At 70.8% G+C, this 25,207-nt stretch carries 23 protein-coding genes; 11 read left to right on the forward strand and 12 right to left on the reverse strand.

The genetic code is table 11. The features are described from left to right. Positions 1-109: 109 nt before the first annotated feature. A complete protein-coding gene (locus tag ACZ561_RS36015; RefSeq protein WP_471003608.1) occupies positions 110-1,327 on the forward strand; it encodes an amidohydrolase family protein in 1,218 nt (405 codons plus the stop codon). 55 nt (positions 1,328-1,382) lie between these two features. Here ACZ561_RS36015 and ACZ561_RS36020 read toward each other — a convergent pair whose 3' ends face one another. Then, on the reverse strand, positions 1,383-2,243 hold the full coding sequence (locus ACZ561_RS36020) for a hypothetical protein (RefSeq protein WP_471003610.1): 861 nt from the start codon (positions 2,241-2,243) through the stop codon (positions 1,383-1,385). Between the two features lie 201 nt (positions 2,244-2,444). Here ACZ561_RS36020 and ACZ561_RS36025 point away from each other — a divergent pair, with 201 nt between their 5' ends. The 6 genes from ACZ561_RS36025 to ACZ561_RS36050 all read left to right on the forward strand — a co-directional run bounded on the left by ACZ561_RS36025 (position 2,445) and on the right by ACZ561_RS36050 (position 10,608). Continuing rightward, on the forward strand, positions 2,445-3,365 hold the full coding sequence (locus ACZ561_RS36025; protein ID WP_471003613.1) for a TIGR03619 family F420-dependent LLM class oxidoreductase: 921 nt from the start codon (positions 2,445-2,447) through the stop codon (positions 3,363-3,365). Between the two features lie 13 nt (positions 3,366-3,378). Next, complete coding sequence (locus ACZ561_RS36030) at positions 3,379-4,140, forward strand: SDR family NAD(P)-dependent oxidoreductase (RefSeq protein WP_471003616.1); 762 nt, start codon at positions 3,379-3,381, stop codon at positions 4,138-4,140. Positions 4,141-4,246: 106 nt separating this feature from the next. After that, positions 4,247-5,371: an LLM class flavin-dependent oxidoreductase gene (locus ACZ561_RS36035; protein WP_376446289.1), complete on the forward strand. Its 1,125-nt coding sequence runs from the start codon at positions 4,247-4,249 to the stop codon at positions 5,369-5,371. A 228-nt stretch (positions 5,372-5,599) separates the two neighbouring features. Next, positions 5,600-7,339 carry an N-acyl-D-amino-acid deacylase family protein gene (locus tag ACZ561_RS36040; protein WP_471003619.1) on the forward strand — a complete coding sequence of 580 codons (1,740 nt, stop codon included), beginning with the start codon at positions 5,600-5,602 and terminating at the stop codon, positions 7,337-7,339. Further along, positions 7,336-8,787 carry an aldehyde dehydrogenase family protein gene (locus ACZ561_RS36045; protein WP_471003622.1) on the forward strand — a complete coding sequence of 484 codons (1,452 nt, stop codon included), beginning with the start codon at positions 7,336-7,338 and terminating at the stop codon, positions 8,785-8,787. The genes ACZ561_RS36040 and ACZ561_RS36045 overlap by 4 nt, the downstream gene beginning before the upstream one ends. Before the next feature lie 249 nt (positions 8,788-9,036). Continuing rightward, a complete protein-coding gene (locus tag ACZ561_RS36050) occupies positions 9,037-10,608 on the forward strand; it encodes an APC family permease (RefSeq protein WP_471003625.1) in 1,572 nt (523 codons plus the stop codon). Between the two features lie 86 nt (positions 10,609-10,694). Here the strand turns inward: ACZ561_RS36050 and ACZ561_RS36055 are convergent, their stop codons facing one another. Further along, positions 10,695-10,904, reverse strand: coding sequence for a hypothetical protein (locus tag ACZ561_RS36055; protein ID WP_471003628.1), 210 nt, complete (start codon positions 10,902-10,904; stop codon positions 10,695-10,697). Positions 10,905-11,053: 149 nt separating this feature from the next. Here ACZ561_RS36055 and ACZ561_RS36060 point away from each other — a divergent pair, with 149 nt between their 5' ends. Beyond that, positions 11,054-12,979 (forward strand): sensor histidine kinase, encoded by a 1,926-nt coding sequence (locus tag ACZ561_RS36060; protein ID WP_471003631.1) that lies wholly within the window; start codon positions 11,054-11,056, stop codon positions 12,977-12,979. A gap of 81 nt (positions 12,980-13,060) precedes the next feature. Here the strand turns inward: ACZ561_RS36060 and ACZ561_RS36065 are convergent, their stop codons facing one another. The 3 genes from ACZ561_RS36065 to ACZ561_RS36075 form a co-directional block, all read right to left on the reverse strand. Further along, positions 13,061-13,528, reverse strand: coding sequence for a carboxymuconolactone decarboxylase family protein (locus ACZ561_RS36065; protein ID WP_471003634.1), 468 nt, complete (start codon positions 13,526-13,528; stop codon positions 13,061-13,063). Between the two features lie 106 nt (positions 13,529-13,634). Then, on the reverse strand, positions 13,635-14,390 hold the full coding sequence (locus ACZ561_RS36070; RefSeq protein WP_471003637.1) for a GNAT family N-acetyltransferase: 756 nt from the start codon (positions 14,388-14,390) through the stop codon (positions 13,635-13,637). Between the two features lie 13 nt (positions 14,391-14,403). Then, positions 14,404-14,823 (reverse strand): nuclear transport factor 2 family protein, encoded by a 420-nt coding sequence (locus tag ACZ561_RS36075; RefSeq protein WP_471003640.1) that lies wholly within the window; start codon positions 14,821-14,823, stop codon positions 14,404-14,406. Positions 14,824-14,909: 86 nt separating this feature from the next. Between ACZ561_RS36075 and ACZ561_RS36080 the strand changes: the two genes are divergently transcribed. Beyond that, complete coding sequence (locus ACZ561_RS36080; RefSeq protein WP_471003643.1) at positions 14,910-15,443, forward strand: GNAT family N-acetyltransferase; 534 nt, start codon at positions 14,910-14,912, stop codon at positions 15,441-15,443. Here the strand turns inward: ACZ561_RS36080 and ACZ561_RS36085 are convergent. Both ACZ561_RS36085 and ACZ561_RS36090 read right to left on the reverse strand, forming a co-directional pair. Beyond that, positions 15,424-16,932, reverse strand: coding sequence for a CehA/McbA family metallohydrolase (locus ACZ561_RS36085; RefSeq protein WP_471003646.1), 1,509 nt, complete (start codon positions 16,930-16,932; stop codon positions 15,424-15,426). The two genes, ACZ561_RS36080 and ACZ561_RS36085, sit on opposite strands and share 20 nt — an antisense overlap. A gap of 65 nt (positions 16,933-16,997) precedes the next feature. Beyond that, complete coding sequence (locus ACZ561_RS36090) at positions 16,998-17,264, reverse strand: zinc ribbon domain-containing protein (protein ID WP_471003649.1); 267 nt, start codon at positions 17,262-17,264, stop codon at positions 16,998-17,000. A gap of 143 nt (positions 17,265-17,407) precedes the next feature. On the opposite strand from ACZ561_RS36090, the gene ACZ561_RS36095 reads away from it, so the two are divergent. Next, entirely contained in the window at positions 17,408-18,241 is an 834-nt protein-coding gene (locus tag ACZ561_RS36095; RefSeq protein WP_471003651.1) for an LLM class F420-dependent oxidoreductase, read from the forward strand. Between the two features lie 7 nt (positions 18,242-18,248). Here the strand turns inward: ACZ561_RS36095 and ACZ561_RS36100 are convergent, their stop codons facing one another. From ACZ561_RS36100 to ACZ561_RS36120, 5 genes are all read right to left on the reverse strand, one after another. Next, positions 18,249-18,875: a hypothetical protein gene (locus tag ACZ561_RS36100; protein WP_471003654.1), complete on the reverse strand. Its 627-nt coding sequence runs from the start codon at positions 18,873-18,875 to the stop codon at positions 18,249-18,251. Between the two features lie 84 nt (positions 18,876-18,959). After that, positions 18,960-19,358: a hypothetical protein gene (locus ACZ561_RS36105; protein ID WP_471003657.1), complete on the reverse strand. Its 399-nt coding sequence runs from the start codon at positions 19,356-19,358 to the stop codon at positions 18,960-18,962. Between the two features lie 332 nt (positions 19,359-19,690). Beyond that, the gene (locus ACZ561_RS36110) at positions 19,691-20,146 is read right to left on the reverse strand and encodes a hypothetical protein (protein ID WP_471003660.1); all 456 of its coding nucleotides are present in this window, start codon (positions 20,144-20,146) and stop codon (positions 19,691-19,693) included. Positions 20,147-20,207: 61 nt separating this feature from the next. Beyond that, positions 20,208-22,019, reverse strand: a complete 1,812-nt coding sequence (locus ACZ561_RS36115; protein WP_471003663.1) for an alpha/beta hydrolase — start codon at positions 22,017-22,019, stop codon at positions 20,208-20,210. A 5-nt stretch (positions 22,020-22,024) separates the two neighbouring features. Next, positions 22,025-22,465, reverse strand: coding sequence for a hypothetical protein (locus ACZ561_RS36120; RefSeq protein WP_471003666.1), 441 nt, complete (start codon positions 22,463-22,465; stop codon positions 22,025-22,027). A gap of 109 nt (positions 22,466-22,574) precedes the next feature. Between ACZ561_RS36120 and ACZ561_RS36125 the strand changes: the two genes are divergently transcribed. Continuing rightward, positions 22,575-25,166: a bifunctional FO biosynthesis protein CofGH gene (locus ACZ561_RS36125; RefSeq protein WP_471003669.1), complete on the forward strand. Its 2,592-nt coding sequence runs from the start codon at positions 22,575-22,577 to the stop codon at positions 25,164-25,166. Positions 25,167-25,207: the final 41 nt, after the last annotated feature.

A 25,207-nucleotide genomic window follows, 5' to 3' on the forward strand; every position in this document is an offset into this window, starting at 1 on the left:
GCCTGGAGGGGATGCGTCAGCATCGGGTCACTGTCTGCACAAGTCCTGCCACATGATTCGGCCGACCAATGAGCTGACGGACCGTCAGATCAGCGCTACCGTGAAACGCATGGAGACCTTCCCGAAGATCATCTCGGTGGACGACCACACCGTGGAGCCGCCTCACGTCTGGCGGGACCGGCTCCCGTCCAGGTACCGCGACATCGGACCCCGGATCGTCCGGGCGCCCCTGAAGGAAATGACCTTCCTCGGCGGCAAGTTCGCGCCCGTCATGGGCGCCAAGGGCGACGACGGGCCCATCGGCGACTGGTGGGTGTACGAGGATCTGCACCGGCCGCTCACCCGCCTCGACACCGCCGTCGGCTACGACAGGGACGAGATCAGGCTCGAGGTCATCACCTACGAGCAGATGCGCCCCGGCTCCTACAGCGTGCCCGACCGGCTGGCCGACATGGACGTCAACCACGTCCAGTCCGCGCTCTGCTTCCCCACCTTCCCGCGCTTCTGCGGGCAGACCTTCACCGAGGCGGGCGACCGTGAGCTCGGCCTCCTCGGCATCCGCGCGTACAACGACTGGATGGTGGAGGAGTGGTGCGGTCCGGAGGCCGGGGGCCGGCTGATCCCGCTCACCCTCATACCCCTGTGGGACGCCGAGCTCGCCGCGGAGGAGGTGCGGCGCAACGCCGCCCGCGGGGTGCGCGCCGTCGCCTTCTCCGAGATCCCGCCCCACCTCGGACTCCCGTCGGTCCACACCGACTACTGGGACCCGTTCCTGCGGGCCTGCGACGAGACCGGCACCGTCGTCGCCATGCACATCGGCTCCTCCAGCCGGATGCCCTCCACCTCCGCCGACGCCCCGCCCGCCGTCGGCTCCACCATCACCTTCGCCAACTGCTGCTTCTCGATGGTGGACTGGCTGATGAGCGGGAAGTTCGAACGCTTCCCCAACGTGAAGATCATGTACGCGGAGGGCCAGATCGGCTGGATCCCGTACATCCTGGAACGCGCCGACGTGGTCTGGGAGGAGAACCGCGGCTGGGGCGGAGTCGCCGAGAAGGTGCTGCGGCCGCCGTCGGAGCTCTTCGCGGAGCATGTCTACGGCTGCTTCTTCGACGACGCCTTCGGGCTGAAGAACCTCGACGCGATCGGCGTCGGCAACGTCCTGTACGAGACCGACTACCCGCACTCCGACTCCACCTGGCCCAAGTCCCGGGAGGTCGGCGAGGCGCAGATGGGCCACCTGGCGCCGGACGTGGTGGAGCGGATCGTGCGCGGCAACGCGATCGAGCTGCTCGGTCTCACGGCGGACGGGCTCTGGGTGCCGTGACGCACGGCGAGCGGCCGCATCCGGTCGTGGGGTGCGGCCGCTCGCCGCGTGCGGATCAGCCGAGGCGGACCGACGAGATCGTGTCGTCGAAGCCGATCGACGCGAGGTCGGCGATGTTGCCGCTCACCGACTTCGACGTGCCCTTGCAGTCCTTCTCCGTCCAGATCTTCACCGTGCCGCTCGCCTGGAGCGAGGACGCCTGGTTGTTCCGGCCCACGTTCTGGCAGCCGGAGCCGGCCAGGCCCTCGGACGGGTCGCCGAAGTTCTTCTCGTCGGAGAGAGTGATGCTGCTGTTCCCCCCGGAGGGCGCGGTGGTGCCGCCGGCCTTCCTGCCGTTCGGGGTCACCCCGAACCAGGTGCCGCCGACGCCCTGTCCGTTGGTGTCGCCGGGGCGCAGGTCCTTGCTGAAGCGGTAGACCGGCCAGCCGCCGATGGTGACCTGGAGGTTGCCGTCGTCGCGCTTGACCACGCCCACGTCGGACTTCTTCACGCCGTCGATGAAGATCCGTCCACCCGGGGCGACGACGACCGGCGGCCAGGTGGTGGCGCAGGCGTCGTCGCAGGTGGACTTCGACGGGTTCGCGGTGTCGTTGTCGAAGCGGTAGAGCGTGAAGCCCGCACCGTTGACGACGACCGGGTCGAGCGCGCCCGCCCGGGCGGCGCTCAGCTGGACCCACTTCTGCGGCTTGCCGGGAGCGTTCGCCCAGTCGCCGGTCTTCGGCTGCGCCTTGTTCTGCTTCGCCGTGCCGCTGAGGAAGTCGAACTCCGAGGCGGCCGACCGCTCCGCTCCGGTGGCGGTCCCCTGGCCGGCGACCGTGTCCGCGGCGCCCTTGTCGTCCGTGCCTCCGCACGCGGTGAGCAGCAGGGCGGCGGCCGCGGTGACGGCGGTGATCGTTCCGAAGCGCTGGGTGTTCATGGTTCCCCCCGTGTGGTGTGTGGTGCCTTCGCGGGGGAGTACGGGGCTGGCTACAGGGGGCACTCAGCCGGTTACGCCCCTGAGACACGGCGGGGACGGATCCGGTACCTGGTCACCGCACACCCCTTGTCTGATGGATCGTCAGACGCAAGCATGAGAGCCGCCAGTCGATGTGACGAATCGTCAGATCTGGAGGTCGCCATGGTGGTCTACGGGATGCAGCTCCCGGTCCAGTCGCAGAGCACGATCTACGCCGAGCCCTGGGAGGCCGCCGCCGGCCCCGCCGATCTCGTCGAGATCGCCCGCACCGCCGACCGGTCCGGCTTCGACTACATCGCGAGCTGCGACCACGTCGCCATCCCGCGCCGTCTCGCCGGGCCGATGAGCACCGTCTGGTACGACCCGGTCGCCACCCTCTCCTTCCTCGCCGCCGCCACCGAGCGCGTCCGGTTGCTGTCCCATGTCGCCGTCGTCGGCCTGCGCCACCCGCTGGTGAGCGCCAAGGCGTACGCGACCCTCGACCACCTCTCCGGCGGCCGGCTGGTCCTCGGGGTCGGGGCGGGGCACGTCCAGGAGGAGTTCGAGGCCGTGGGGGCCGATTTCGAGGGCCGCGGCGGGGTTCTCGACGAGACCATCGACGCGCTCAAGGCGGCGCTCGGGCCGGAGGAGTACCCGGAGCACGCGGGCGAGCGGTTCTCCTTCAAGGACCTCGGCCAGATGCCCCGGCCGGCCCAGGAGCGGGTGCCGGTCTGGGTCGGCGGGTCCTCGCCCGCGGCCGTGCGCAGGGCCGCGCTCCGGGGCGACGGCTGGCTGCCGCAGGGCGATCCGCGGGAGAAGCTCCCCGCCCAGATCGCCCGGCTCGGGCGCCTGCGGGTCGAGGCCGGGATCGAGGACCCGATCACCGTCGGGGCGATCGTCGAGCCCCTGTACGTCGGCGAGGCCGGCTGGGAGGTCGGCCGGCGGACGCTGACCGGGAAGCCGGAGGCCCTCGCCGAGTCGCTGCGCGCGTACGGCGCGATGGGCGTGCATCAGATCCAGGTCCGGTTCCGCTCCCGGAGCCGTACCGAACTCACCGATCAGATGGCGGCGTTCGCCGCCGAGGTCGCCCCCCACCTGAGCTGAGGAGTGAACGGACATGGGCAAGCTGGACGGGCGCGTCGTCATTGTGACGGGTGCGGCGCGCGGGCAGGGCGAGCAGGAGGCGCGGCTCTTCGCCGCCGAGGGTGCGCGGGTCGTGCTCGCCGACGTGCTCGACGACCAGGGCGAGGCGCTCGCCAAGGAGCTGGGGGAGGAGCGGGCCGCGTACGTCCACCTCGATGTGACGAGGGAGGGGGACTGGGTGGGCGCGGTCGCCGTCGCCAAGGAGCGCTTCGGCCGCATCGACGGACTCGTGAACAACGCCGGCATCCTCCGCTTCAACGAACTGGTGGCGACTCCGCTGGACGAGTTCCAGGCGATCGTGCAGGTCAACCAGGTGGGCTGCTTCCTGGGGATCCGTACCGTCGCGCCCGAGATCGAGGCGGCCGGCGGCGGGACGATCGTCAACACCGCCTCGTACACGGGCGTGACGGGCATGGCGGGCGTCGGCGCGTACGCCGCCACCAAGCACGCCGTGCTCGGGCTCACCCGCGTGGCGGCGCTGGAACTGGCGGCCAAGAGGATCCGGGTCAACGCGGTCTGCCCCGGCGCGATCGACACCCCCATGAGCAACCCGGAGGGTGTGGATCCGGCGGCGACGGCCGAGCTCTACCAGAAGCTGGTGCCGCTGGGACGGATCGGGCGGCCGGAGGAGGTCGCGGCGCTCGCGCTCTTCCTGACCTCGGAGGACTCCGCGTACATCACCGGCCAGCCCTTCGTCATCGACGGTGGCTGGTTGGCCGGCGTGAGCCTCTTCTGACCAGTTCTGACGGTCCATCAGGTATTGACGCACCCGCCACGCGGTGCGAAAGTCGGGCACAGAGAATCTGACGGTACGTCAGAAACAATGAGGACGGTGAACCCCCTTGGAATTCGGGATCTTCGTACAGGGATACGTCGGCAAGCGGGCCGAGACCGATCCCGAGGCCGAGCACAAGGCGCTGATGGAGGAGACCGAGTACGTCATCCAGGCGGACAGGTCCGGGTTCAAGTACGCCTGGGCGTCCGAGCATCACTTCCTGGAGGAGTACTCGCACCTCTCGGCGAACGACGTCTACCTGGGCTACCTCGCCCACGCCACCGACCGGATCCACCTCGGCTCCGGCATCTTCAACCCCCTCGCCCCGGTGAACCACCCGGTCAAGGTCGCCGAGAAGGTCGCCATGCTCGACCATCTCTCCCAGGGCCGCTTCGAGTTCGGCTCGGGGCGCGGGGCGGGATCCCACGAGATCCTCGGGTTCATGCCGGGCATCACCGACATGAACCACACCAAGGAGATCTGGGAAGAGACGATCGCCGAGTTCCCCAAGATGTGGCTCCAGGACGAGTACGTCGGCTTCCAGGGCAAGCACTGGTCCCTGCCGCCGCGCAAGGTCCTGCCCAAGCCGTACGGGAAGTCCCACCCGGCCATGTGGTACGCGGCCGGCTCGCCCTCCTCGTACGCCATGGCGGGCAAGAAGGGGCTGGGCGTCCTCGGATTCAGCGTGCAGAAGGTCTCCGACATGGAGTGGGTCGTCGAGTCGTACAAGACGGCGATCAAGGAGGCCAAGGCCGTCGGCGACTTCGTCAACGACAACGTGATGGTCACCTCGACCGCGATCTGCGCCGAGACGCACGACAAGGCCGTCGAGATCGCGGTGAGCGGCGGACTCAACTACCTGCAGTCGCTGCTCTTCCGCTACCACGACACCTTCCCGCGGCCCGAGGGCATCCCGGAGTGGCCGGAGCTGCTGCCGGAGTACAGCGCCGAGATCATCGAACTCCTCATCGCCGAGGAGCTGATGATCTGCGGCGACCCGGAGGAGGTCCTGCGCCAGTGCAAGCGCTGGGACCAGGCGGGCGCGGACCAGCTGTCGTTCGGTCTGCCGATCGGGATCTCGTACGAGGACACGATGAACACGATCAAGCTGATCGGTGAGCACGTGATCCCGAAGATCGACACGGACCCGGTCCACCGCACGACCCGCTTCCGGCAGCAGGCCGGGGAGTAGGGCCCCGTACCGGGGCGGTGTCTTCCCGGACCACCACCCCGTACCGGCCCCGGTCGGGGACGTCGTAGCCGCGGCCGGCTGCCCCGTCTCCGACCGGGGCCCGCACTCCGTTGTGGGCGACTGTTCCGCTGGGCGGAACGGGTGGGCACAACCCACGAGGCCGCGCAGCGCTCCTCGGCCCTGTGCCCCGGGCCCCGCACTGAGCTCCCGTACGAAGGAAGGGACCCCATGCTCGACCACCTGATCAAGGGCGCCACCGTCGTCGACGGGACCGGCGCCCCCGGCTACGTCGCCGACGTCGGCATACGCGACGGCCGCATCGCCGTCATCGCGGAACCCGGCGGCGTCCAGGAAGACGCCCGCACCACCGAGGACGCCACCGGCCTCGTCCTCACCCCCGGCTTCGTCGACCCCCACACCCACTACGACGCCCAGCTCTTCTGGGACCCGTTCGCCACCCCCTCCATGAACCACGGCGTCACCACCGTCGCCGGCGGCAACTGCGGCTTCACGCTCGCGCCCCTCCACCCGGAGCGGCCGGAGGACGCCGACTACACCCGCCGGATGATGTCCAAGGTGGAGGGCATGGCCCTCAAGGCCCTGGAGGAGGGCGTCGACTGGAGCTGGTCCTCCTTCGGCGAGTACCTCGACGCCCTCGAAGGGCGCATCGCCGTCAACGCCGGCTTCATGGTCGGACACTGCGCCCTGCGCCGGTACGTGATGGGCACCGAGGCCGTCGGCGGACAGCCCACGCCCGGGCAACTGGACACGATGGTCGGGCTGCTCAAGGAGGCCATGGACGCCGGCGCCTGGGGCCTGTCCACCACCCAGTCCTCCACCCACTCCGACGGCGACGGCGCCCCCGTCGCCTCCCGGCACGCCACGCCCGCCGAGCTGATCGCCCTCTCCAAGGCCGTCGGCGAACACGAGGGCACCCAGCTCGAGGCGATCCTCGCCGGCTGTCTCGACCAGTTCTCCGACGACGAGATCGACCTCTTCGTCGACATGACGGCGGCCGCCGGAAGGCCCCTGAACTGGAACGTCCTCACCATCGACGCCGGCGTCCCCGAGCGCGTCCCGCGCCAGCTCGCCGCCTCCGAACGCGCCCGCAAGTCCGGCGGCCGGATCGTCGCCCTCACCATGCCGATCCTCACCCCGATGAACATGTCGCTCGGCACCTTCTGCGCCCTCAACCTCATCCCGGGCTGGGGCGAGATCCTGGCCCTTCCCGTCCCCGAGCGGATCGCGAAGCTGCGCGACCCGGACGTACGGGCCGAGATGCTGCGCCGCGCCGACTCCAAGGAGGCCGGAGTCTTCCGCCGACTGGCGAACTTCGGCCGGTACGTCATCGGGGACACGTACTCCGACGAGAACCGCGGGCTCACCGGACGGGTCGTCCGCGACATCGCCGCCGAACGCGGCCAGGACGCCTTCCAGTGCCTCGTCGAGATCTGCGCCAACGACGAGCTGCGGACGGTGCTGTGGCCCATGCCCACCGACAACGACCCCGCCTCCTGGGCGCTCCGCCGGGAGACCTGGGACCACGAGGACGTGATGCTGGGCGGCTCCGACGCCGGCGCGCACCTCGACCGGATGTGCGGCGCCCCGTACACCACTCGCTTCCTCGGCGACTGTCTGCGCGGCCGGAAGCTGGTCCCTCTCGAACAGGCGGTGAAGATGCTCACCGACGATCCGGCCCGGCTGTTCGGACTGCGCGAGCGGGGAAGGATCGCGGAGGGCTTCCACGCCGATCTGGTCCTCCTCGACCCCGAACGGATCGACGCGGGCCCGGCGACCCTGGTGCACGACCTGCCCGGGGACAGCCCGCGGCTCGACTCGCGGGCGATCGGCGTCGTCTCGGTCCGCGTCAACGGCGTGGAGACCATCCGCGACGACGAGGTGACCGGCGCGATACCGGGCAAGGTGCTGCGCTCCGGCCGCGACACGAGGACGGTGTCCACCAGGTGACTCAGCGACTGTTCATCGGCGGCGAGTGGGTCGAGCCCGACGGCGGGCACTACGAGGTGGTCGACCCGGCCACCGAGGAGATCGTCGGGCTCGCGCCCGAGGCCTCCCGCGCCCAGGTGTACGAGGCGGCAGCCGCCGCCCGTGCGGCCTTCGACTCCTGGTCCCGTACGAAACCGGAGGAGCGGGCCGCGATCCTCGACCGGGCCGCGGACCTGATGGCCCGCGACGCCGAGACGAACACGGTCCTCGCCCAGGCCGAGACGGGGGCGACGACCGGCACCGCACGCGGAATGCAGGTCGCCGTCGGCTCCTCCCGCTTCCGCAGGTACGCGCGCGGCGCCCTGGAACCGGTGGAGCAGGCGCTGCCCCCGCAGATCAACGAGGCCGGGCCGATGGGCAGGGCCGGGGTCTTCGGCGCGGTGGCGGTACGACGCCCGGTGGGCGTGGTCACCTGCATCACCTCGTACAACAACCCCTGGGCCAACCCGGCCGGCAAGATCGCCCCGGCGCTCGCCATGGGCAACACGGTGGTGGTGAAGCCCGCCCCGCAGGACCCGCTCTCCGTCTACGCGATGACCCGGGCGCTGGAGGAGGCGGGGGTCCCGGCGGGTGTCGTCAACGTCGTCACCGGCACGAGCACCGCCGTCGGCGAGGCGGCCGTCGACTCCCCGGACGTCGACATGGTCTCCTTCACCGGCTCCACGGCCGTCGGGCAGCGGATCGGCGAGGTCTGCGGGCGGGAGCTGAAGCGGCAGCTGATGGAGCTGGGCGGCAAGGGCGCGGCGCTGGTCTTCGACGACGCCGACCTTGACTCCGCCGTGACGGGGATCGGCACCACCTTCTCCTTCTACAGCGGACAGATCTGTACGGCCCCGACCCGGGTCCTCGCCCAGCGCGGGATCTACGAGCAGCTGATCGAGAAGCTCACCGGCTATCTGGCCTTCATGAAGGTGGGGGATCCGACGGTGCCGGGCACGGTGGTCGGGCCGGTGATCTCGGCGGCCCACCGCGACCGGGTGGAGTCGTACATCGCCCTGGGGCGGAAGGAAGGGGCCCGGGTCGTCGTGGGCGGAGAGCGGCCGGACCTCGCCAAGGGCTTCTATGTGGCCCCGACCCTGCTCGCGGAGTGCACGAACGACATGCGCGTGGTCCGGGAGGAGATCTTCGGGCCGGTCGTCGTGGTCGTCCCCTTCGACGACGAGGAGGAGGGCGTCGCGCTGGCGAACGACAGCGACTACGGGCTGATCGACTACGTGTGGTCGGGGGACGTGGCCCGCGCATTCCGTATCGCGGCCCGGCTGCGGGCGGGCGGCGTCGGGGTGAACACCATCGGGCGGAACATGGAGGCGCCGTTCGGCGGGTTCAAGAAGAGCGGTGTGGGACGGGACGTGGGGTCCTACGCGCTGCACGCGTACAGCGAGACGCAGGCGGTCGTCTGGCCCGGCTGACCCCTCTGCCCACACGGCTCCGAAAATACTTCGGGAAAATTTGGAACCGGACATTCGGGACAGTGCTGCGGTTCCCGCATATCGGACAGTTTCTGAGACGCCTACCAATCGGTCGGTGTGGATGTGCGGTCGATCTTTCAATCAATGCCGAGAGGGTCTCGTCGCCCTCTTAATGCAAGGCGAAGATCGCCCCGCGTCCTGGAGTCAGCTCCTCCGGATGTGGAAACCGCAGCATTTAACGTCCTGTTCATGACTCAGGTGGATGCACGGCCCCAGGCCGGAGACACGGTAAGGGGCGTCACCCCCTCGGGCGACACCCAAGGGGTACGGACCAAGGGACTCGGCGGGAACTCCGTCGGGCTGATGGGCAGTGCCGTCATCGGCATCTCGACCGTCGCCCCCGTCTACTGTCTGACCTCCACGCTCGGCTCCACGGCCGGTGAGGTCGGACTCCAGATGCCCGCGATCTTCCTCGCCGGCTTCCTCCCGATGCTGCTCGTCGCCTTCGCGTACCGCGAGCTGAACCGGGTCATGCCCGACTGCGGCACCTCCTTCACCTGGACCGTGAAGGCCTTCGGCCCCAAGATCGGCTGGATGTGCGGCTGGGGCCTCGTCATCGCGACGATCATCGTGCTCTCCAACCTGGCCGGCGTCGCGACCTCCTACTTCTGGCTGCTCGCCGGAGAGATCACCGGCAGCGAGTCCATCGCCGCCCTGGACGACAACAAGGCCGTCCACATCCTCACCTGCCTCGTACTCATCGCCGTCGCCACCGCGATCAGCTACCGCGGCATGACCGCCACCAAGGGCGTGCAGTACGCCCTCGTCGGCCTCCAGCTCGTCGTCCTCGCGCTCTTCGTCGCGATGGCCTTCCAGAAGGCCGGCAGCGGCGCCTTCGACACCGGGCTCTCCTTCTCCTGGGAGTGGATGAACCCGTTCGCCGTCCAGTCCTTCGCCGCCTTCACGGCCGGCCTGTCCCTCTCGATCTTCATGTACTGGGGCTGGGACGCCTGCATGGCGACCAACGAGGAGACCACGGGCAGCACCAAGACCCCCGGCCGCGCCGCGCTCATCGCGATGGTCGTCCTGGTCGGCTCCTACCTCGCCACCGGCGTCGCCGCGCAGATGGCCGTCGGCTCCGGCGACAGCGGCCTCGGCCTCGCCAACCCGGAGACCTCCGACAACGTCTTCGCCGCCCTCGCCGGCCCGGTCATGGGCCCCGCCCTCGGCATCCTGCTCTTCGTCGCCGTCCTCGCCTCGGCGGCGGCCAGCCTGCAGACGACGTTCATCCCGGTGGCCCGCACCGTGCTGGCGATGTCGGCGTACGAGGCGCTCCCCGCGTCCTTCGCCAAGGTCCACCCGCGCTTCAAGGTTCCGGGCAAGGCCACGATCATCGCGGGCGTCGCCACCGGAGTCTTCTACACGGTGATGACCCTGGTCAGCGAGAACGTCCTGGTCGACACGATCTACGCCCTCGGCCTGATGATCTGCTTCTACTACTCGCTGACCGCGTTCGCCTGCGCCTGGTACTTCCGCAAGGAGCTGTTCCGCTCCGGCCGGGACTTCGTCTACAAGGGCCTGTGCCCGATCCTCGGCGGCATCCTGCTGACCGCGGTCTTCGGCAAGACGCTGTACGACATGTGGGACCCGGCCTACGGCAGCGGCTCCTCGGTCCTCGGCGTCGGCTCGGTCTTCGTGATCGGTGTCGGACTGCTGCTGGTCGGCGTGGTGATCATGCTGGTGATGCAGCGCAGGAGCCCCGCGTTCTTCCGCGGCGAGGTGCTCACCAAGGAGACGCCGTCGCTGGTCGTGGCCGACTGAAACCACGGGCACAACCCCTGAGTCATGAACGCCGAGGTGGCGGGACCGGAAGACGGCCCCGCCACCTCGGCGCTTGCCCGGCCGCCTCAGCGTCCGGGCAGGAGCCCCTCGACGGCCGCGTCGGCGGCCGGTACTCCAGCCGGCTTCTCCTGGGGGTTCAGGAGGCCGCTCAGCGGGACGACGGAGGGAAGGCGGGCGTTGCCGAGGTCGGCGGTGTCGGCGACGGCCGAACCGGCGGCGCCGATGCTCCCGGCCAGGGCGAGTCCGGTCAGGGCTGCGGTGAGGATCTTCTTCATGCCCGCCCCAACGCGCTGGCCGCACAGCGGGTTACGAGCGGATGACCCGGCCCGCATCCCGTTCGAAGCCTCGATCGTGAGCGGAGCGCAACCGCCCCCTTACGGCGGCGAAATCGCGCCCCGAAGGCCCGCGCATACCGTCGTACGGCGTGACTCCCACAGCAAACGCCTTACGGCACCTCGCACGGCTGACCCCCGGCTGGCGCACCATCCGCGGGCGGGTCACCGTCGTCCTGGCCGTACCCACCTGCCTGCTCCTCGTCCTCACCGGCCTCGCCGTCGCCGACCGCGCCGGAGACTGGGCCGCCGCACAGGAGACCCACGACCGGGTCGACCGCGTCCTCGCCGTCCAGGCCCTCGTCCACGAGCTCCAGCGCGAGCGCGGGCTCAGCAACGGGCTCCTCGGCGGCGCTCGCCAGTACCGCGACGACCTCGATGTCCAGCGTGCCCGCTCCGACGCGGCCCGCACCACACTCGACGACCTGACCGGCACGGACCCGCTCGGCCGGCTCGGCGCCATACGCTCCTCGGTCGACGACGACGACGACGGCGGCTCGCGCAGCGAGACCTTCGCGTTCTACACAGACGCCATCGCCACCCTCACCCGCAGCCACACCGCGGACGCCGCCGGCGGCGACCGGGCGCTCGGCGACGCCATGGATGCGCTGCGGGCGCTCGGCGACGCCACCGAGTCCGTGGCCCTGGAGCGCGGATCCCTCAACGGGGTCTTCGCCGCCGGACGTTTCCGGACCGACGAATACCTCGCCTTCGCCGAGGTGCGAGCCTCCCGGGTCGCCGCCCTCGACCAGTTCGGCAAGTCCGCCACCTCCGACCAGCGCGCCGCCCTCGACAAGGCCCTCGCCACCGCCGACGCCCGCCGCGCCACAGACCTGGAGAAACGGGCAGCGGCGGCGGGCGACGGCTCCCGCCTCGCCGTCGACCCCGACCTGTGGTGGCGGTCGATGACCGTCCTCGTGGACGACCTGTACGGCGTGCAGCGTGCCGTCGGCGCCGACGCCCGGGCGCGGGCCGGGGCGCTCAGCGCGGCGGCCACCCGACAGCTCGCCGGATTCCTCGCCCTCGGTTTCCTGATCGTGGCGGTCGCCGCCGCCCTCGCCGTTCTCTCGGCGCGTTCCATCACCCGACCGCTCGGCGCGCTCGCCGAGGAGGCGGACGAGGTGGCGGGCGTACGGCTGCAGGAGGCGGTGCAGCGCATCCAGGAGGCGGACGCGGGCTCGGAGACGGCGGCCACCCCGCTTCCGTACCGCCCCGACGCACCCGTGCCCGGCAGCGCCCAGGAGATCACCCAGCTCGCGGCCGCCCTGCGGAACGTGGAGCGCACAGCCGTCGGCCTCGCCGCGCAGCAGGCCGCCCTGCGCCGCAACACCTCCGAGTCGCTGGCCAACCTCGGCCGCCGCAACCAGAGCCTGCTGCGCCGCCAGCTCGGACTCATCACCGCCCTGGAGAGCCAGGAGATCGACCCGGAGGCGCTCGGAGAGCTCTTCGAGCTCGACCACCTCGCCACCCGGATGCGCCGCAACGCCGAATCGCTGCTGGTCCTCGCCGGCGAGCAGGAGCCGCAGCGGGCCTGGCCGGGCACGGTCACCGTCCGGGAGGTGGTGCAGTCGGCGGTAGGGGAGGTCGAGCAGTACCGGCGGGTGACGACGGCCGACGTCGAACCCTGCCGCATCCGTGGCGACGCCGTCGCCGACCTGTCGCACCTGCTGGCCGAGCTGATCGAGAACGCGCTGGTCTACTCGGCGGTGCAACTGCCGGTCGAGGTGTACGGCTGGCGGGACCTCGACGAGTACTGCCTGGCCGTCGTGGACCGGGGCGTCGGCATGGGCACGGAGGCCCTGGCACGGGCCAACGCCCGTCTGGCGGGTGACGAGAGCTTCCTGGTCGCGCCCACCCGACAGCTGGGCCACTACGTCGTCGGCCGGTTGGCCGCCCGGCTGGGCGCACAGGTCGAGCTGCGCCCGACGGACGGCTCCGGCATCACGGCGTACGTGGGCCTTCCGGCGACGGTGCTCGCGACGGAGGGCGCGGTCCCGGCCGCCGCCGCGACCACGTAGCGCCGGCGGGCTACGAACGCGAGGGGTTCTCGGTCGAGTCCGGGGACCCGGTCGACGTGGTGAGGGTGCGGCAGTCGCCGGTCAGAGGCCGACGCCGGCCGGCTGCTTCACCGTGACGTTGATGCGATTGAACATGTTGGTGACGGCGACCATCAGCACGATCGCGGCGAGCTGCTTCTCGTCGTAGTGGTCGGCGGCCGCGTCCCACACCGCGTCCGGCACGGCGTCCGAGGTGTCGGCGAGCCGCGTCGCGTGCTCGGCCAGCGCGAGCGCGGCCCGCTCCTCGTCGGAGAAGTACGGCGCCTCGCGCCAGGCGGCGACGGCGAACAGCTTCTCGTCGCTCATCCCCGCCTTCCTGGCGCTCTTGACGCCGTAGTCGACGCAGAATCCGCAGCCGTTGATCTGGCTGGCCCGCAGGTGCACGAGCTCCAGCGTCGACTCCGGGACACCTCCCTGGCGGGTGGCCTTGACGAGGTTCTGGATGGCCGGCGCGGCGTCGGCGAGAACGTAGGCGGGGTTCGTCATGCGGGGGGTGATCTCGTACGACATGGTGATCGCTCCTCAGCGGTCCGTGTTCCTGTGGGGCCGTTCCTGTCGGCTTCACTGCACTGACGGAGCGCGTGGCGCGGATGTGACACGTCCGCGGAAGTTTTTCTCAGGAGGCCGGTTCCGCGATCAGGGCGGTGGCGATCGCACGGAAGCCGAGGCGGGCGTAGAGGCGGGCCACGGTCGCGTCCGTGGCCGTCAGGAAGACCGTCTCCACGCCGCGGGCGCGGGCGTCCGCGATCAGGGCCGCGGTGACCGCGAGGCCGAGACCGCGGCGGCGGGCGGTCGGGAGGGTGCCGACGCCGACGATCTCGGAGACCGGGCCGACGGGCTGGTGCCGGCCGGCCGAGACCGCGGTGCCGTCCGCGTCCAGTGCGGCGGCCAGGTGGGTCAGGCCCGCCGTGATCCGGTCGGCGAGCTGGGCGGCGGCGTCCGGCGAGGGCGCGACGCCGAAGGCGGCGTACGGGGCGGCGGCCGCGCTCGGCAGGGCGGGATCGTCCGGGCCGACCATCCGTACGGTGACGCCCTCGGGCGGTGCGGGCGTCGCGCCCCCGCCTTCGAGAACCATCAGCGGATGCTCGTGCACGACCAGCCCGCTCTTCTCGACGGCCGCCCGCAGCCCCGGCGTCGTCTCCGCCACCCACTCGAACGCCTCGGGCACCCCCAACTCCCGTTGCCGCGCCCGCACCCGCTCCACCTCGGCGACGCCCACCTCCCCGCCGTACCCGAGCGCGGGCCGCGCGTAGTACGGCCACCCCGCCCCCTCCCGTACGAAGAGGGTGAGCGGCCCGAACTCCTCGGCGCGGGCGGCGGATCGGGGGACGGCGTCGTAGTACGTCTCGAGTCGGTTCAGCATGCCGGTCATCCAAGCAGCCGGACTACGGCAGCACAGGTGGATTTCCCTGCGTCCAGGCGATGCGCAGATCGGCCCGGGTCAGGCGCCAGCCGTCGGGGGTGCGCACGAGCTCGTTCTCCGTCCGCCCGCCGGACAGGAACAACCCGCCGCCGTCGGCGAGCACATGGGTGGAGAGCTGGTTCCCGAGGAGAGTGGCGCGGTCGCCGTCGACATCGACGAGGTAGTTCGAACCGAAGTGCACGGTCCGGTCGAAGAGCCCCATGGCCATCCGCACGTTGGCGGCGACGGCCTCGCGCCCCCGTACGTCCCCGGCGGGGGTCGAGGTGGTCGCGTCCTCGGTGAAGAAGGAGGCGGCCCAGGCCGTGTCGAAGGCGCCTCGGTCGTCGAGGGAGCGGAGGTAGCGGTCGAAGAGACGGGTGATGTCAGCGGCGTCCGTGTCCATGCGACGAGACTCGTACATCAACCAAGCTTGAGGTCAAGGGCCGGGCCGGGACGGCCGCGGCGGGTGGGGTGCGAGACCATGGAGGTATGACCGAGATCCGTACCCCCCGCCTCCTCCTTCGCCGCTGGACCGACGACGACCTCGTCCCCATGGCCGAGATCAGCGCCGACCCCGAGGTGATGCGCTGGATCGGCGACGGATCGGTCCGTGACCTGGAGGAGACCGCCGAGGACATCGAGCGCTGGGAGGAGGAGTGGGACGACGAGGGCTTCGGGCTCTTCGCCGTCGAACTCCTCGGCTCCGGTGAGCTGATCGGCTTCGCCGGGCTCTCCGTCCCCGAATTCCTGCCCGAGCTGGCTCATGAGGTGGAGATCGGCTGGCGGCTCGGACGGCCCTTCTGGGGGCAGGGGTACGCCTCCGAGGCCGCTCACGCGGCCCTGGAGTTCGCACTCCAGGACCGCGGCCTCGACCGGGTCGTCGCCATCACCCACATCTCCAACTCGGCCTCGGAGAAGGTCATCCACAAGCTCGGCATGACCCCGGAGCGCGAGATCGAGCACCCGGCCTTCGGCGTCCCGCTGCGCGTGTACGCCATCGACCTCACCGAGTACCAGGGCTGACTCCGCCGGTCTCCAGGAACACCGGGTTGGTGAACGCCACGAGCGCGCCCGGCAGCGGCGGCAGCGTCGCCGGGTGGCGGACCTCGGCCCGCACGTACGAGGCGTACGCGGCCGTCGTCACCCACTCCACCGGACCCGCGGCCGCCTGTGCCGTGTGCAGCACTCCCTGGTCGGTGACGAAGCGGACCGTGCCGCCCTCCGGCGCCCCGCCCACCGTCAGCCGGACGGTCACGGGCTCGTCCGCCGGCACCCGCAGCCGTTCGCCGATCCCCGCCGAGCGGCCCCGGCCGTCCGTCACCGCGAAGTCCACGGAGACGGACGAGGACTCGGCGACGTACGAGCGGCCCGCGCGCAGGCCCGCCAGGATCGCCCTCCGGCTCAGGTCGTCGGCCAGGACCACGGTCTGCGGGGTGCCGACACGGTCCGGGTCGCGGTGGGCGTCGCTGTTGCCCATCGCCGGGGTCCAGCGGCCCTTGGCGAGCGCCGCGTCCCAGCCCGCGAGCGACACCTCGTCGTCCGGGGTGTAGGGGCCGTTCCACACCTCGACCGCGTCCGCCTCGCCGAAGCCGAACTTCCAGTTGCAGCCGATGCAGGTGGCGTGCGGATGCGCCGGGACGACGAGCCCGCCCGCCCGGCGGATCTCCCGCGCGAAGTGCCCGAAGCGGTTCTCCCGCGCCCGGTAGCGCCAGTCCACGAACGTGCCCGGGTCCGTGCCCAGGGCCAGCACGTGGCCGTTGCGGGTGGTGATCTCCTCGCCCAGGAGGATCAGCAGGTCGTCCCCCGCGAGCTCGGCCCACGCCCCGTGCGCCGCATGGGTGTTGTGCTCGGTGGTGGTCAGGAAGTCGAGCCCGGCGGCGCGCGCGAGCGCGGCGACCTCGGCCGGCGTGCGGCGCCCGTCCGAGTACACGGTGTGCAGATGGCCGTCGCCGCGGTACCAGGCCCTGCCCCGGCCCTCGGCCCGCTCCGGCGGGTACACGGGCCTGGGGGTCGGCAGCGAGGCGCCGAAGCGCAGAGTGATCGTCACCGAGTACGTGAGCCCCTGCGGCGCCACGGTGTAAGGGGCGAGTACGACGAACCACGTACCGGCCTTCAGCGGACCGGCGACATAGCCCGGGGTCGCCTCCTCGGTGCGCAGGAAGAACTCCTTGCGCGCCCCGCCCGACCAGCCCCGGAAGCCCTTGCCGCCGAGCTCGGTGCCGCGCTGGTCGAAGATGCCGATGTCCAGGGCGTTGCCCTGCGTCCCGGCGGGAACGGCCGGCCGCTCGTAGGTGTACGAGACATGGATCTCGCGCACCCCCCGTGGGATCTCGACCGGGAGGTACACGAAGTCGGGCGAGCCCGGCGGCAGCGTGCCGCTGACCGTCTGCGTACGGTCGCCGCCGGGGGTACCGCCGGGGCTGTCGGCCGCGTGCGCGAAGCTCACGCTTCCCAAGGTAAAGGCGGAGGCGACGCTCGTCGTCAGGAGCGTTCGTCTGGTCGGTTCGCTCATGTCCGGCACCCTCGTCCTCGTATGAAGCCGTCACCTTTCGTGGCCGTGAACACCGGGTGCGGTGTTCACGCCTCGTCGCGCTCCCGACTGTCCCCTACGGCGGGACGGTTACGGGTCGCATCTCCCGCCACCGGCTGTGTCGGCTGCGGGACGGGCATGGTGACGAATACCCACGCCGAGCGTGCACGATCACGCACGTTGACCCCGGCGACGACGTCGGCGGGGCCAGCGAGCCCGCACCGACGACAACAGAATCGATCCCGGGTGGCCCGGTTGGACCGCTCGGTGTGGCCACAGCGCGGACAGCGCTGGGAGGTGTAGGCCGCGTCCACTTCCAGGACTGGATTTCGCGACCTGATCGGGCGTTTGTTCGTATGAGTTGGTCTCGTCGTCCAACGGTCCCGGGTGATGCGCCTTCAGGGCAGTCCGGGTCGCACCTCTCGGAAATCGCGGCCGCAGCCCCTACCGTGCCGCTATGCGGATCTCGACCACGATCTTCCTGACCGACGAGACCATCACCCCCGTCCGCCTCGCGCGCGAGCTCGAACAGCGGGGCTTCGCCGGGCTCTACCTGCCCGAACACACCCACATCCCGATCGAGCGGGCCACCCCCTACCCCGCGGCGGGCACCGAACTGCCCCGGGAGTACGGCCGCACCCTCGACCCCTTCGTCGCCCTCGGCCAGGCCTCCGCCGTCACCGAACGGCTCGAACTCGGCACCGGCATCACGCTGATCACCGAGCACGACCCGATCGCCCTGGCCAAGCAGATCGCCACCCTCGACCATCTCTCCGGCGGGCGCTTCACCCTCGGCGTCGGCTTCGGCTGGAACAAGGAGGAGGCCGCCGACCACGGCGTGGAGTGGGCGACGCGGCGCGAGCTCGGCCGGGAGCGGATGGCGCTCATGCGGGCGCTGTGGGCGGATGAACCGACGGCGTACGAGGGCGAGTTCGGGGTGTCGGTACGGGCGTCCCACGCGTACCCCAAGCCGGCGGGCGGTGCCCCGCGCACCCTCCTCGGCGGCGCGGCGGGCCCCAGGCTCTTCGCGCAGATCGCCGAGTACGCGGACGGCTGGATGCCGATCGGCGGGCGCGGCCTGACGCAGTCCATGCCGGTGCTCCGCGAGGCCTGGGAGAGGGCCGGCCGCGACCCGAAGACCCTCCAGGTCGTCCCGTACGCGGTCCTGCCGAACCCGGGGAAGCTGGCGCACTACGAGGAGCTGGGCTGCGAGGAGGTGGTGCTCCAGCTGCCGCCGGGGGACGAGACGGAGGTGCTGGGGGTGCTGGACGAGTACGCCCGGTACCTCTGAGCCCGCGCTAGTGGAGGGCGGGTGGCTCCAGGTCCTCGACCGCTGCCTCGCCCTCGGCGCCGGCCGGGTCGTAGGCGCACGGACTGCCGATGAATCCGTCCAGCGTCCGCCAGTGCGACCGCCAGGTGAAGGAGACCCGGTCGTCGATGTCGCCCTTGCGGGCCCGCAGCTCCCAGTCGTCGCCGGAGGGACCGTAATCGATGATCGTCCACCCGGTCGCCTCGAGGTGCGCGTGCAGCTTGCCGAGCGCGGCCGTGCCCGCCGCCTTGTCGACCGCGTCGAGCCGCCACTTGTGGTGGAGCCGGTACGACCCCGGCTCGGGGGTGTCCGAGATGCCCTCGATGCCGCTCGGGTAACAGGGGTCGCCCGTGATGCGGTTGTCGGCAGCCGTGTACTCCCCGCTTCGCACGGCCGGCAGCGGCCGGTCGATCCCCGCCGCGTCGTACATCTCCTGCGACCGGTCCGTCACCTGTCGCGCCCTGTCGGCCGGCCGCACGGTCGGGAAGTCCTCCCCGGTCGCGCTGTCGACGGTGAACCAGATGATCAGCCCGAGGATCAGCAGCACGGGCAGGGCGACGACGCCGAGGACGAGGTACAGGCCGATGCGCAGGCCCTTGCGCAGTTGATCGTTCACGACACGGACGCTACGGCCGGGCCGTGCGGCCCGTATCCGTACGGGGGCTCAGGCCGGCGGGGCCGGGTACTCAGACACGGGGCCTCAGGGGGCAACCTCGTAGCAACGGGACACGACGGTCACGTTGATCAGCGAGGTCGAACCCGCCTGCCCCTCCCTGTTCAGCAGCCTGACCTCCGCGGAGAACTCGCCGTCCGGGGAGTCCGCGACCAGGGTGGGGGTCTTCGCCTTGCTCTTGTCCGGGCCGTCGGAGACGACCTTCCAGCCGTTCTCGGGGAGCGCCGTGCGCAACCCCGCGTACGCCTTCTCCAGGTCCGCGAACGGGACACCGTGGACGCTCCAGGGGTGGTGGTTCTGCTGCACCGTGCCCTTGGAGTCGTACCCCGAGCAGGGCATGGGGGTCGCCCGGCCCTTGGTGACCTGGCCCTTCAGGCCGATCGGCTCAAGGACGCGACTGGAAGCCTTCTCAGTGTCCGTTTGCATCTGTGCGCCGTCGCGCACCCCTGCCGGGGCTTTCTTCATGTCCCAGCATCCTGTCAGAAGTGTGCATGCCAGCAGGGCGGGCAGGGCCCAGGAGAATCGTGGCCTAGTCAAGGATCACCTCGTCGTGATGTCCGCTGATGACGGCTGCCTGGTTCTTCAGGCGTCACCGCAGCGCGGGCGGGTCCAGTTCCTCGACGGCCGCTTCACTCTCGGCGCCGGCGGGGTCGTAGACGCACGGCATGCGGTTCGTCATGGCCCTGACGTTATGGCCGGTGAGGTGCCGTCCGGATGGGGACGGCACCTCAGAGGGGCCGGGTGCGCGTACTCGGAAGTCAGGGGGTGGCGGAGGAGGTCGGGGCCTCCTGGAAGCAGCGGGAGACCACGGTGACGGCCAGCACCGACGTCGGGTCCTTGGCCTTCCGGTTGTCCATCAGCCGGACCTCGGCCGAGTGGTCACCATCTGGCGAGTCCGCGACCATCGTGGGCGTCTGCGCCTTACTGGTGTCCGGGCCGTCCGAGACGATCTTCCAGTCGTTCTCGGCGAAGGCCGTGCGCAGTCCGGCGTAGCCCTTTTCCAGCTCCTCGAAGGGAAGGTCGTAGACACTCCAGTAGTGCCGCATCTGGACGACCCGGCCCTCTGGCTCGTAGCCGTCGCAGGGGAGCGGCAGCGGCCCCGGCTTGGTGACCTTCCCCTTCAGGCCGGTCATGTCGAGGACGTGGCTGGAGGTCTGCTGCACCCCCTGCTTCACCTGGGCGGCGTCACGGATCTCTGCCGTCTTCTTCTCCACGGTTGAACATCCTGTCAGGAGGGCGCACGCCAGCAGGACGGGCACGGCCGGTGCGAGTCGCTTAATCAAGGGTCACCTTGTCGTGTTGGCCGGCGATGACCGCCGCCTGGTTGTTGAGGCTGTTGCGGCCCGGCGCCCAGAAGTCGCCGTGGTCCTTCGCGTCGCTCGCCATGATGTTGCCGCCGAAGCCCTTGTCCGTGGGGATGGTCCAGCCCTCGCCGTGACCAACGAACCTGCCGCCCCAGCGAACCCCGACATCGTCGCCTCCGCCGCCCATCGCCCACACGCGGTCGGCATCCACGCCCAGGTCCCAGGCGTTCTTCACCTGCATACCGGGGCTGCCGACCGCGATGATGTCGTCCGCGATGGGTCCGGCGCCCTGGCCCTGTTGCGTGGCCACACCGATGACCGTGGAACCGTAGCTGTGTCCCATGACGGTGGTGTGCGAACGGTCGGGGCCGCCCTGGGCGGTCTCCAGTCCGTTCATGAACTGACGAAGGGTCGGCGCCCCTTCGTCCGCGTACTTGTTGCGCGTCGCCTCGGTGATGATGGTGTCCGGAGCGTTGTAGTCGAACCAGGTGATGGTGGAGACCTTCTGGTTCGGTACGAGCTGATGGGTCGCCGTCCACATCGCGTCCGCGCGCCCCACGTCGCCCTCGATGTCGGACAGCTTCGTCTTCGTACCGGGCACATACACCGCCGTATGGTCGGCCGTGTCCGGGTTGCCGTTGGCGAGGACGACCCGGCCGTCGTCCTTCTCGCCGTCGAACCTCAGCAGGTACGCCTCGGGAAGGTCACTGCTCGCGGGACGGTTGAGGCGGGATTCGATGGCCTTCATACCGTCGAGCCGGCCCTGAAGCTGCTCCTTGCGGTCGTGCCACTCCTGCCAGTCCTTGTTGACCACCATGGCGCCGCGGGGGCCGTACGGCACCATCTTCCTCGGCTCGGCCGGGAGCGCCGCCAGTTCCATCTCGTACTTGGCTCGGGACTCCGCGAACACCATCCGGTTCGCGTCGTCGCGGACGGTGGAGGGGATGCCGTCGAGGGCGCCGACGGAGGCCGGGTACAGCGTCGCGTACTCGTCACGCTGTTCCTGGGTGAGTCCGTTCCACCACTTGGCGTTCTCCTCGGTGCTCTTGCCCTTGGGGATGTCGCTGTCGTCGGCGTACTTGCCGGCCGCGTCCTGGAGCCGCTTGGTGTCGGCGGCGGCGTCCGCGAGGGTCTTGTTGTCGACCTTCAGGCCGGGCTCGGCCTTCAACTGGGCCAGGGCGTCCGAGTAACGGCCGTCTATCTCGTTGGCCTCCCGGACGGCCGCGGCGATCGAGTTCGCGACGGCCTGTGCCTTGGCCTGGTTGGGGTTGCCACCGCCGAAGCCGGGGAACTGGCCGGGGGGACTGAGCAGCGGTGAGTTCGGATACTGCTGGAGCGGTGGGCCGGTCGGGGAGAGGAAGCCGAACTGCGAGCCCTGCGCGCTGCCACCGGGCAGCGGCTTCTTGTCGATCAGGTTCTCGCCGCCCTCGGGATAGGTGACCGAACCATCCGGATTCACCGTGAACTTGAGGTTCTCGGCGTCCTCCAGGGCCTGCTTGAGCTTCCTCTGCGGGGTCGCGAGCTCGGACGCCAGCCCGTTCAGGGCGGTACGTATCAGGCCGCACTCGGTGTGCAGGTACTGGTAGTTGCGGGACAGCTGGTCCAGGTCGCCGACGGCGGCCTTCGCCGTGTCGCCCTTCTGGGTGTCCCGGATCTTGCCGACCATCTCGTTGTCGACGCGGTCCTTGTCGGCGTTGGACCGGCTGGAGATCCGGCCCCAGCCGTCGGCCGCGTCGGTGTACTCGGAGAGCTTGACGTCCCGCAGTTGCTGCCACGTGGGCATGCGGATCAGCCCTCCTTCTTCTGCGCGGGGGGCGGGGAGGCGGCCTTGATCCTGCGTTCGGTGTCGACCTCGCGCTCGCCGAAGTCGCGGCCGGCGCTCTTGAGGGCCGGTTCGAGCCGGCCGCACTCGTCGCGTACGGCGGTGAGACGCGTCTTCCAGGTCTCCGCGATCGAGGTGAGCGTGCCGCTGGAGGCGAAGCCCGCGGTGGCGCCGGCCACCCCGTCGTTCGCCGTCGTCAGATCGGTCAGCGAGGTCGACGTCGAGACGCGAAGCTCCGCGGCGACACTGCCGGACTTGGTCCAGGGGCCCACGTCTGCCTTCAGGTCCGCGTCGGGGCCTCCGCTGCCTCCGCTGCGGTCGGGTGCCACGGACGCCAGCGTCATCCGGCCATCGGAATCACCCGAACCGAACAGTTCGTCCCATTTGGCGTTCAGCGCCACCAGCAAGCCCCCGAAGATCCCATTTCCGAATTGCGAGAGCTCATCGTAGGGCTCGCAGGTGGGCGGCGGTTGAGTACCCGTACTCAACCGCATGGGCCGCTCGTATGCTCGTGCCATGACGGATCAGCAGCCCGGGCAGGCGGAACGGCCCACCGAGAACGCCATGCGCCGCGCCCTCCGCAGGGCCAGGGACGGGGTTGCGCTCGATGTGACCGAGGCCGCCGTGCTGCTGCAGGCCCGGGGCGCCGACCTCGAGGATCTCGCCGCGTCCGCCGGACGGGTGCGGGACGCGGGCCTCGAGGCCGCCGGGCGGGCCGGTGTCATCACGTATTCGAAGAGCGTGTTCATCCCGCTCACCCGGCTGTGCCGGGACAAATGCCACTACTGCACCTTCGTCACCGTGCCGGGCAAGCTGCGCCGGGCCGGGCACGGGATGTTCATGTCCCCCGACGAGGTCCTCGACATCGCCCGCCGCGGTGCCGAGGCGGGCTGCAAGGAAGCCCTGATCACGCTCGGCGACAAGCCCGAGGACCGCTGGCCCGAGGCGCGCGAGTGGCTCGACGCGCACGGCTACGACGACACCCTCGCGTACGTACGGGCCATGGCGATCCGCATCCTGGAGGAGACGGGACTGCTCCCGCACCTCAACCCCGGCGTGCTCTCCTGGACGGACTTCCAGCGGCTCAAGCCCGTCGCCCCGTCCATGGGCATGATGCTGGAGACGACCGCGACCCGGCTGTGGTCCGAGCCCGGCGGCCCGCATCACGGCTCCCCCGACAAGGAGCCGGCCGTGCGGCTGCGGGTCCTGGAGGACGCGGGCCGGTCGTCCGTGCCGTTCACCAGTGGGCTGCTCATCGGGATCGGCGAGACGTACGAGGAGCGGGCCGAGTCCCTCTTCGCGCTCCGCCGCGTCTCCCGCGCCTACCACTCCATCCAGGAGCTGATCATCCAGAACTTCCGCGCCAAGCCGGACACGGCGATGCGCGGGATGCCGGACGCCGAACTGGACGACCTGGTCGCCACGATCGCCGTGGCGCGGCACATCATGGGCCCCTCCGCCTGCCTCCAGGCACCGCCGAACCTCGTCGACGAGGAGTACGGACGACTGATCGGCGCCGGGATCGACGACTGGGGCGGGGTCTCCCCGCTCACCATCGACCATGTGAACCCCGAGCGGCCCTGGCCTCAGATCGACGCCCTCGCCGAGAAGTCCCGCTCCGCCGGCTTCGAGCTGCGCGAACGGCTGTGTGTCTACCCGGAGTTCGTCGGCCGGGGAGAGCCCTGGCTCGACCCGCGGCTGCTTCCGCACGTCCGCGCGCTCGCCGACCCCGAGACGGGTCTCGCGAACCCGGACGCCCCGGTGCGCGGACTGCCGTGGCAGGAGCCGGACGAGGCGTTCACGGCCGCCGGCCGCACCGACCTGCACCGCACCATCGACACCACGGGCCGCACCCACGACCGCCGTGACGACTTCGACGAGGTGTACGGGGACTGGGAGGCGCTGCGCGAGGCCGCGGCCCCCGGGATGGTCCCGCAGCGCATCGACACCGACGTACGGGAAGCCCTCGCGGTCGCCGCCGACGACCCCACCCGGCTCACCGACGACCAGGCCCTCGCGCTGCTGCACGCGGAGGGCCCGGCGCTCGACGCGCTCACCCGCATCGCGGACGACGTCCGGCGCGCGGTGGCCGGCGACGACGTCACCTACATCGTCACGCGGAACATCAACTTCACCAATGTCTGTTACACCGGCTGCCGCTTCTGCGCCTTCGCGCAGCGGCGCACCGACGCGGACGCGTACACCCTGTCGCTCGAGCAGGTCGCCGACCGCGCCCAACAGGCGTGGGACGTCGGCGCGGTCGAGGTGTGCATGCAGGGCGGCATCCACCCGGACCTGCCCGGCACCGCGTACTTCGACATCGCGCGGGCGGTGAAGGAACGCGTGCCCGGCATGCACGTCCACGCCTTCTCGCCGATGGAGGTCGTCAACGGTGCGACCCGGACCGGGCTCTCGATCCGTGAGTGGCTGACGGCGGCGAAGGAGGCCGGGCTCGACTCGATCCCCGGCACGGCCGCCGAGATCCTCGACGACGAGGTCCGCTGGGTCCTCACCAAGGGCAAGCTGCCGACGGCCACCTGGATCGAGGTGGTGAAGACGGCCCACGAGCTGGGCATCCGCTCGTCCTCGACGATGATGTACGGGCATGTGGACCAGCCCCGGCACTGGCTCGGCCACTTCCGCACGCTGTCCCGTATCCAGCAGGAGACCGGTGGCTTCACGGAGTTCGTGACGCTGCCCTTCATCCACACCAACGCCCCGGTCTACCTCGCGGGCATCGCCCGCCCCGGCCCGACCGTCCGCGACAACCGCGCGGTCACGGCCATGGCCCGGCTGCTGCTCCACCCGCACATCCCCAACATCCAGACCAGCTGGGTGAAGCTGGGCGCGGACGGCGCCGCCGAGATGCTCCGCTCGGGCGCCAACGACCTCGGCGGCACGCTGATGGAGGAGACCATCTCCCGTATGGCGGGCTCCGGTTACGGCTCGTACCGCTCGATCCGCGACCTCGTCGGCATCGCGGAGGCGGCGGGCAGGCCGTCCCGCCCGCGTACGACGCTGTACGGCGAGGTGGCGGAGGAGCGGATCCGCACGGCACAGGCCTCGGACGGCCACCTGCCGGAGCTGCTGCCGGTGCTGGGGGACTAGGGAGACCCCCACGCACCGGACGCCGCGGCCCGACCGACCCT

It is taken from the genome of Streptomyces sp. NPDC039609 (assembly GCF_055596705.1).

What these genes read in the sequence shown, in the direction of transcription:
- ACZ561_RS36015 (WP_471003608.1), top strand. Translation starts at nt 110, where the DNA reads ATGGAGACCTTCCCGAAGATCATCTCGGTGGACGACCACACCGTGGAG.
- ACZ561_RS36020 (WP_471003610.1), bottom strand. Translation starts at nt 2,243, where the DNA reads ATGAACACCCAGCGCTTCGGAACGATCACCGCCGTCACCGCGGCCGCC.
- ACZ561_RS36025 (WP_471003613.1), top strand. Translation starts at nt 2,445, where the DNA reads ATGGTGGTCTACGGGATGCAGCTCCCGGTCCAGTCGCAGAGCACGATC.
- ACZ561_RS36030 (WP_471003616.1), top strand. Translation starts at nt 3,379, where the DNA reads ATGGGCAAGCTGGACGGGCGCGTCGTCATTGTGACGGGTGCGGCGCGC.
- ACZ561_RS36040 (WP_471003619.1), top strand. Translation starts at nt 5,600, where the DNA reads ATGCTCGACCACCTGATCAAGGGCGCCACCGTCGTCGACGGGACCGGC.
- ACZ561_RS36050 (WP_471003625.1), top strand. Translation starts at nt 9,037, where the DNA reads ATGACTCAGGTGGATGCACGGCCCCAGGCCGGAGACACGGTAAGGGGC.
- ACZ561_RS36055 (WP_471003628.1), bottom strand. Translation starts at nt 10,904, where the DNA reads ATGAAGAAGATCCTCACCGCAGCCCTGACCGGACTCGCCCTGGCCGGG.
- ACZ561_RS36065 (WP_471003634.1), bottom strand. Translation starts at nt 13,528, where the DNA reads ATGTCGTACGAGATCACCCCCCGCATGACGAACCCCGCCTACGTTCTC.
- ACZ561_RS36070 (WP_471003637.1), bottom strand. Translation starts at nt 14,390, where the DNA reads ATGACCGGCATGCTGAACCGACTCGAGACGTACTACGACGCCGTCCCC.
- ACZ561_RS36075 (WP_471003640.1), bottom strand. Translation starts at nt 14,823, where the DNA reads ATGGACACGGACGCCGCTGACATCACCCGTCTCTTCGACCGCTACCTC.
- ACZ561_RS36080 (WP_471003643.1), top strand. Translation starts at nt 14,910, where the DNA reads ATGACCGAGATCCGTACCCCCCGCCTCCTCCTTCGCCGCTGGACCGAC.
- ACZ561_RS36085 (WP_471003646.1), bottom strand. Translation starts at nt 16,932, where the DNA reads ATGAGCGAACCGACCAGACGAACGCTCCTGACGACGAGCGTCGCCTCC.
- ACZ561_RS36095 (WP_471003651.1), top strand. Translation starts at nt 17,408, where the DNA reads ATGCGGATCTCGACCACGATCTTCCTGACCGACGAGACCATCACCCCC.
- ACZ561_RS36105 (WP_471003657.1), bottom strand. Translation starts at nt 19,358, where the DNA reads ATGCAAACGGACACTGAGAAGGCTTCCAGTCGCGTCCTTGAGCCGATC.
- ACZ561_RS36115 (WP_471003663.1), bottom strand. Translation starts at nt 22,019, where the DNA reads ATGCCCACGTGGCAGCAACTGCGGGACGTCAAGCTCTCCGAGTACACC.
- ACZ561_RS36125 (WP_471003669.1), top strand. Translation starts at nt 22,575, where the DNA reads ATGACGGATCAGCAGCCCGGGCAGGCGGAACGGCCCACCGAGAACGCC.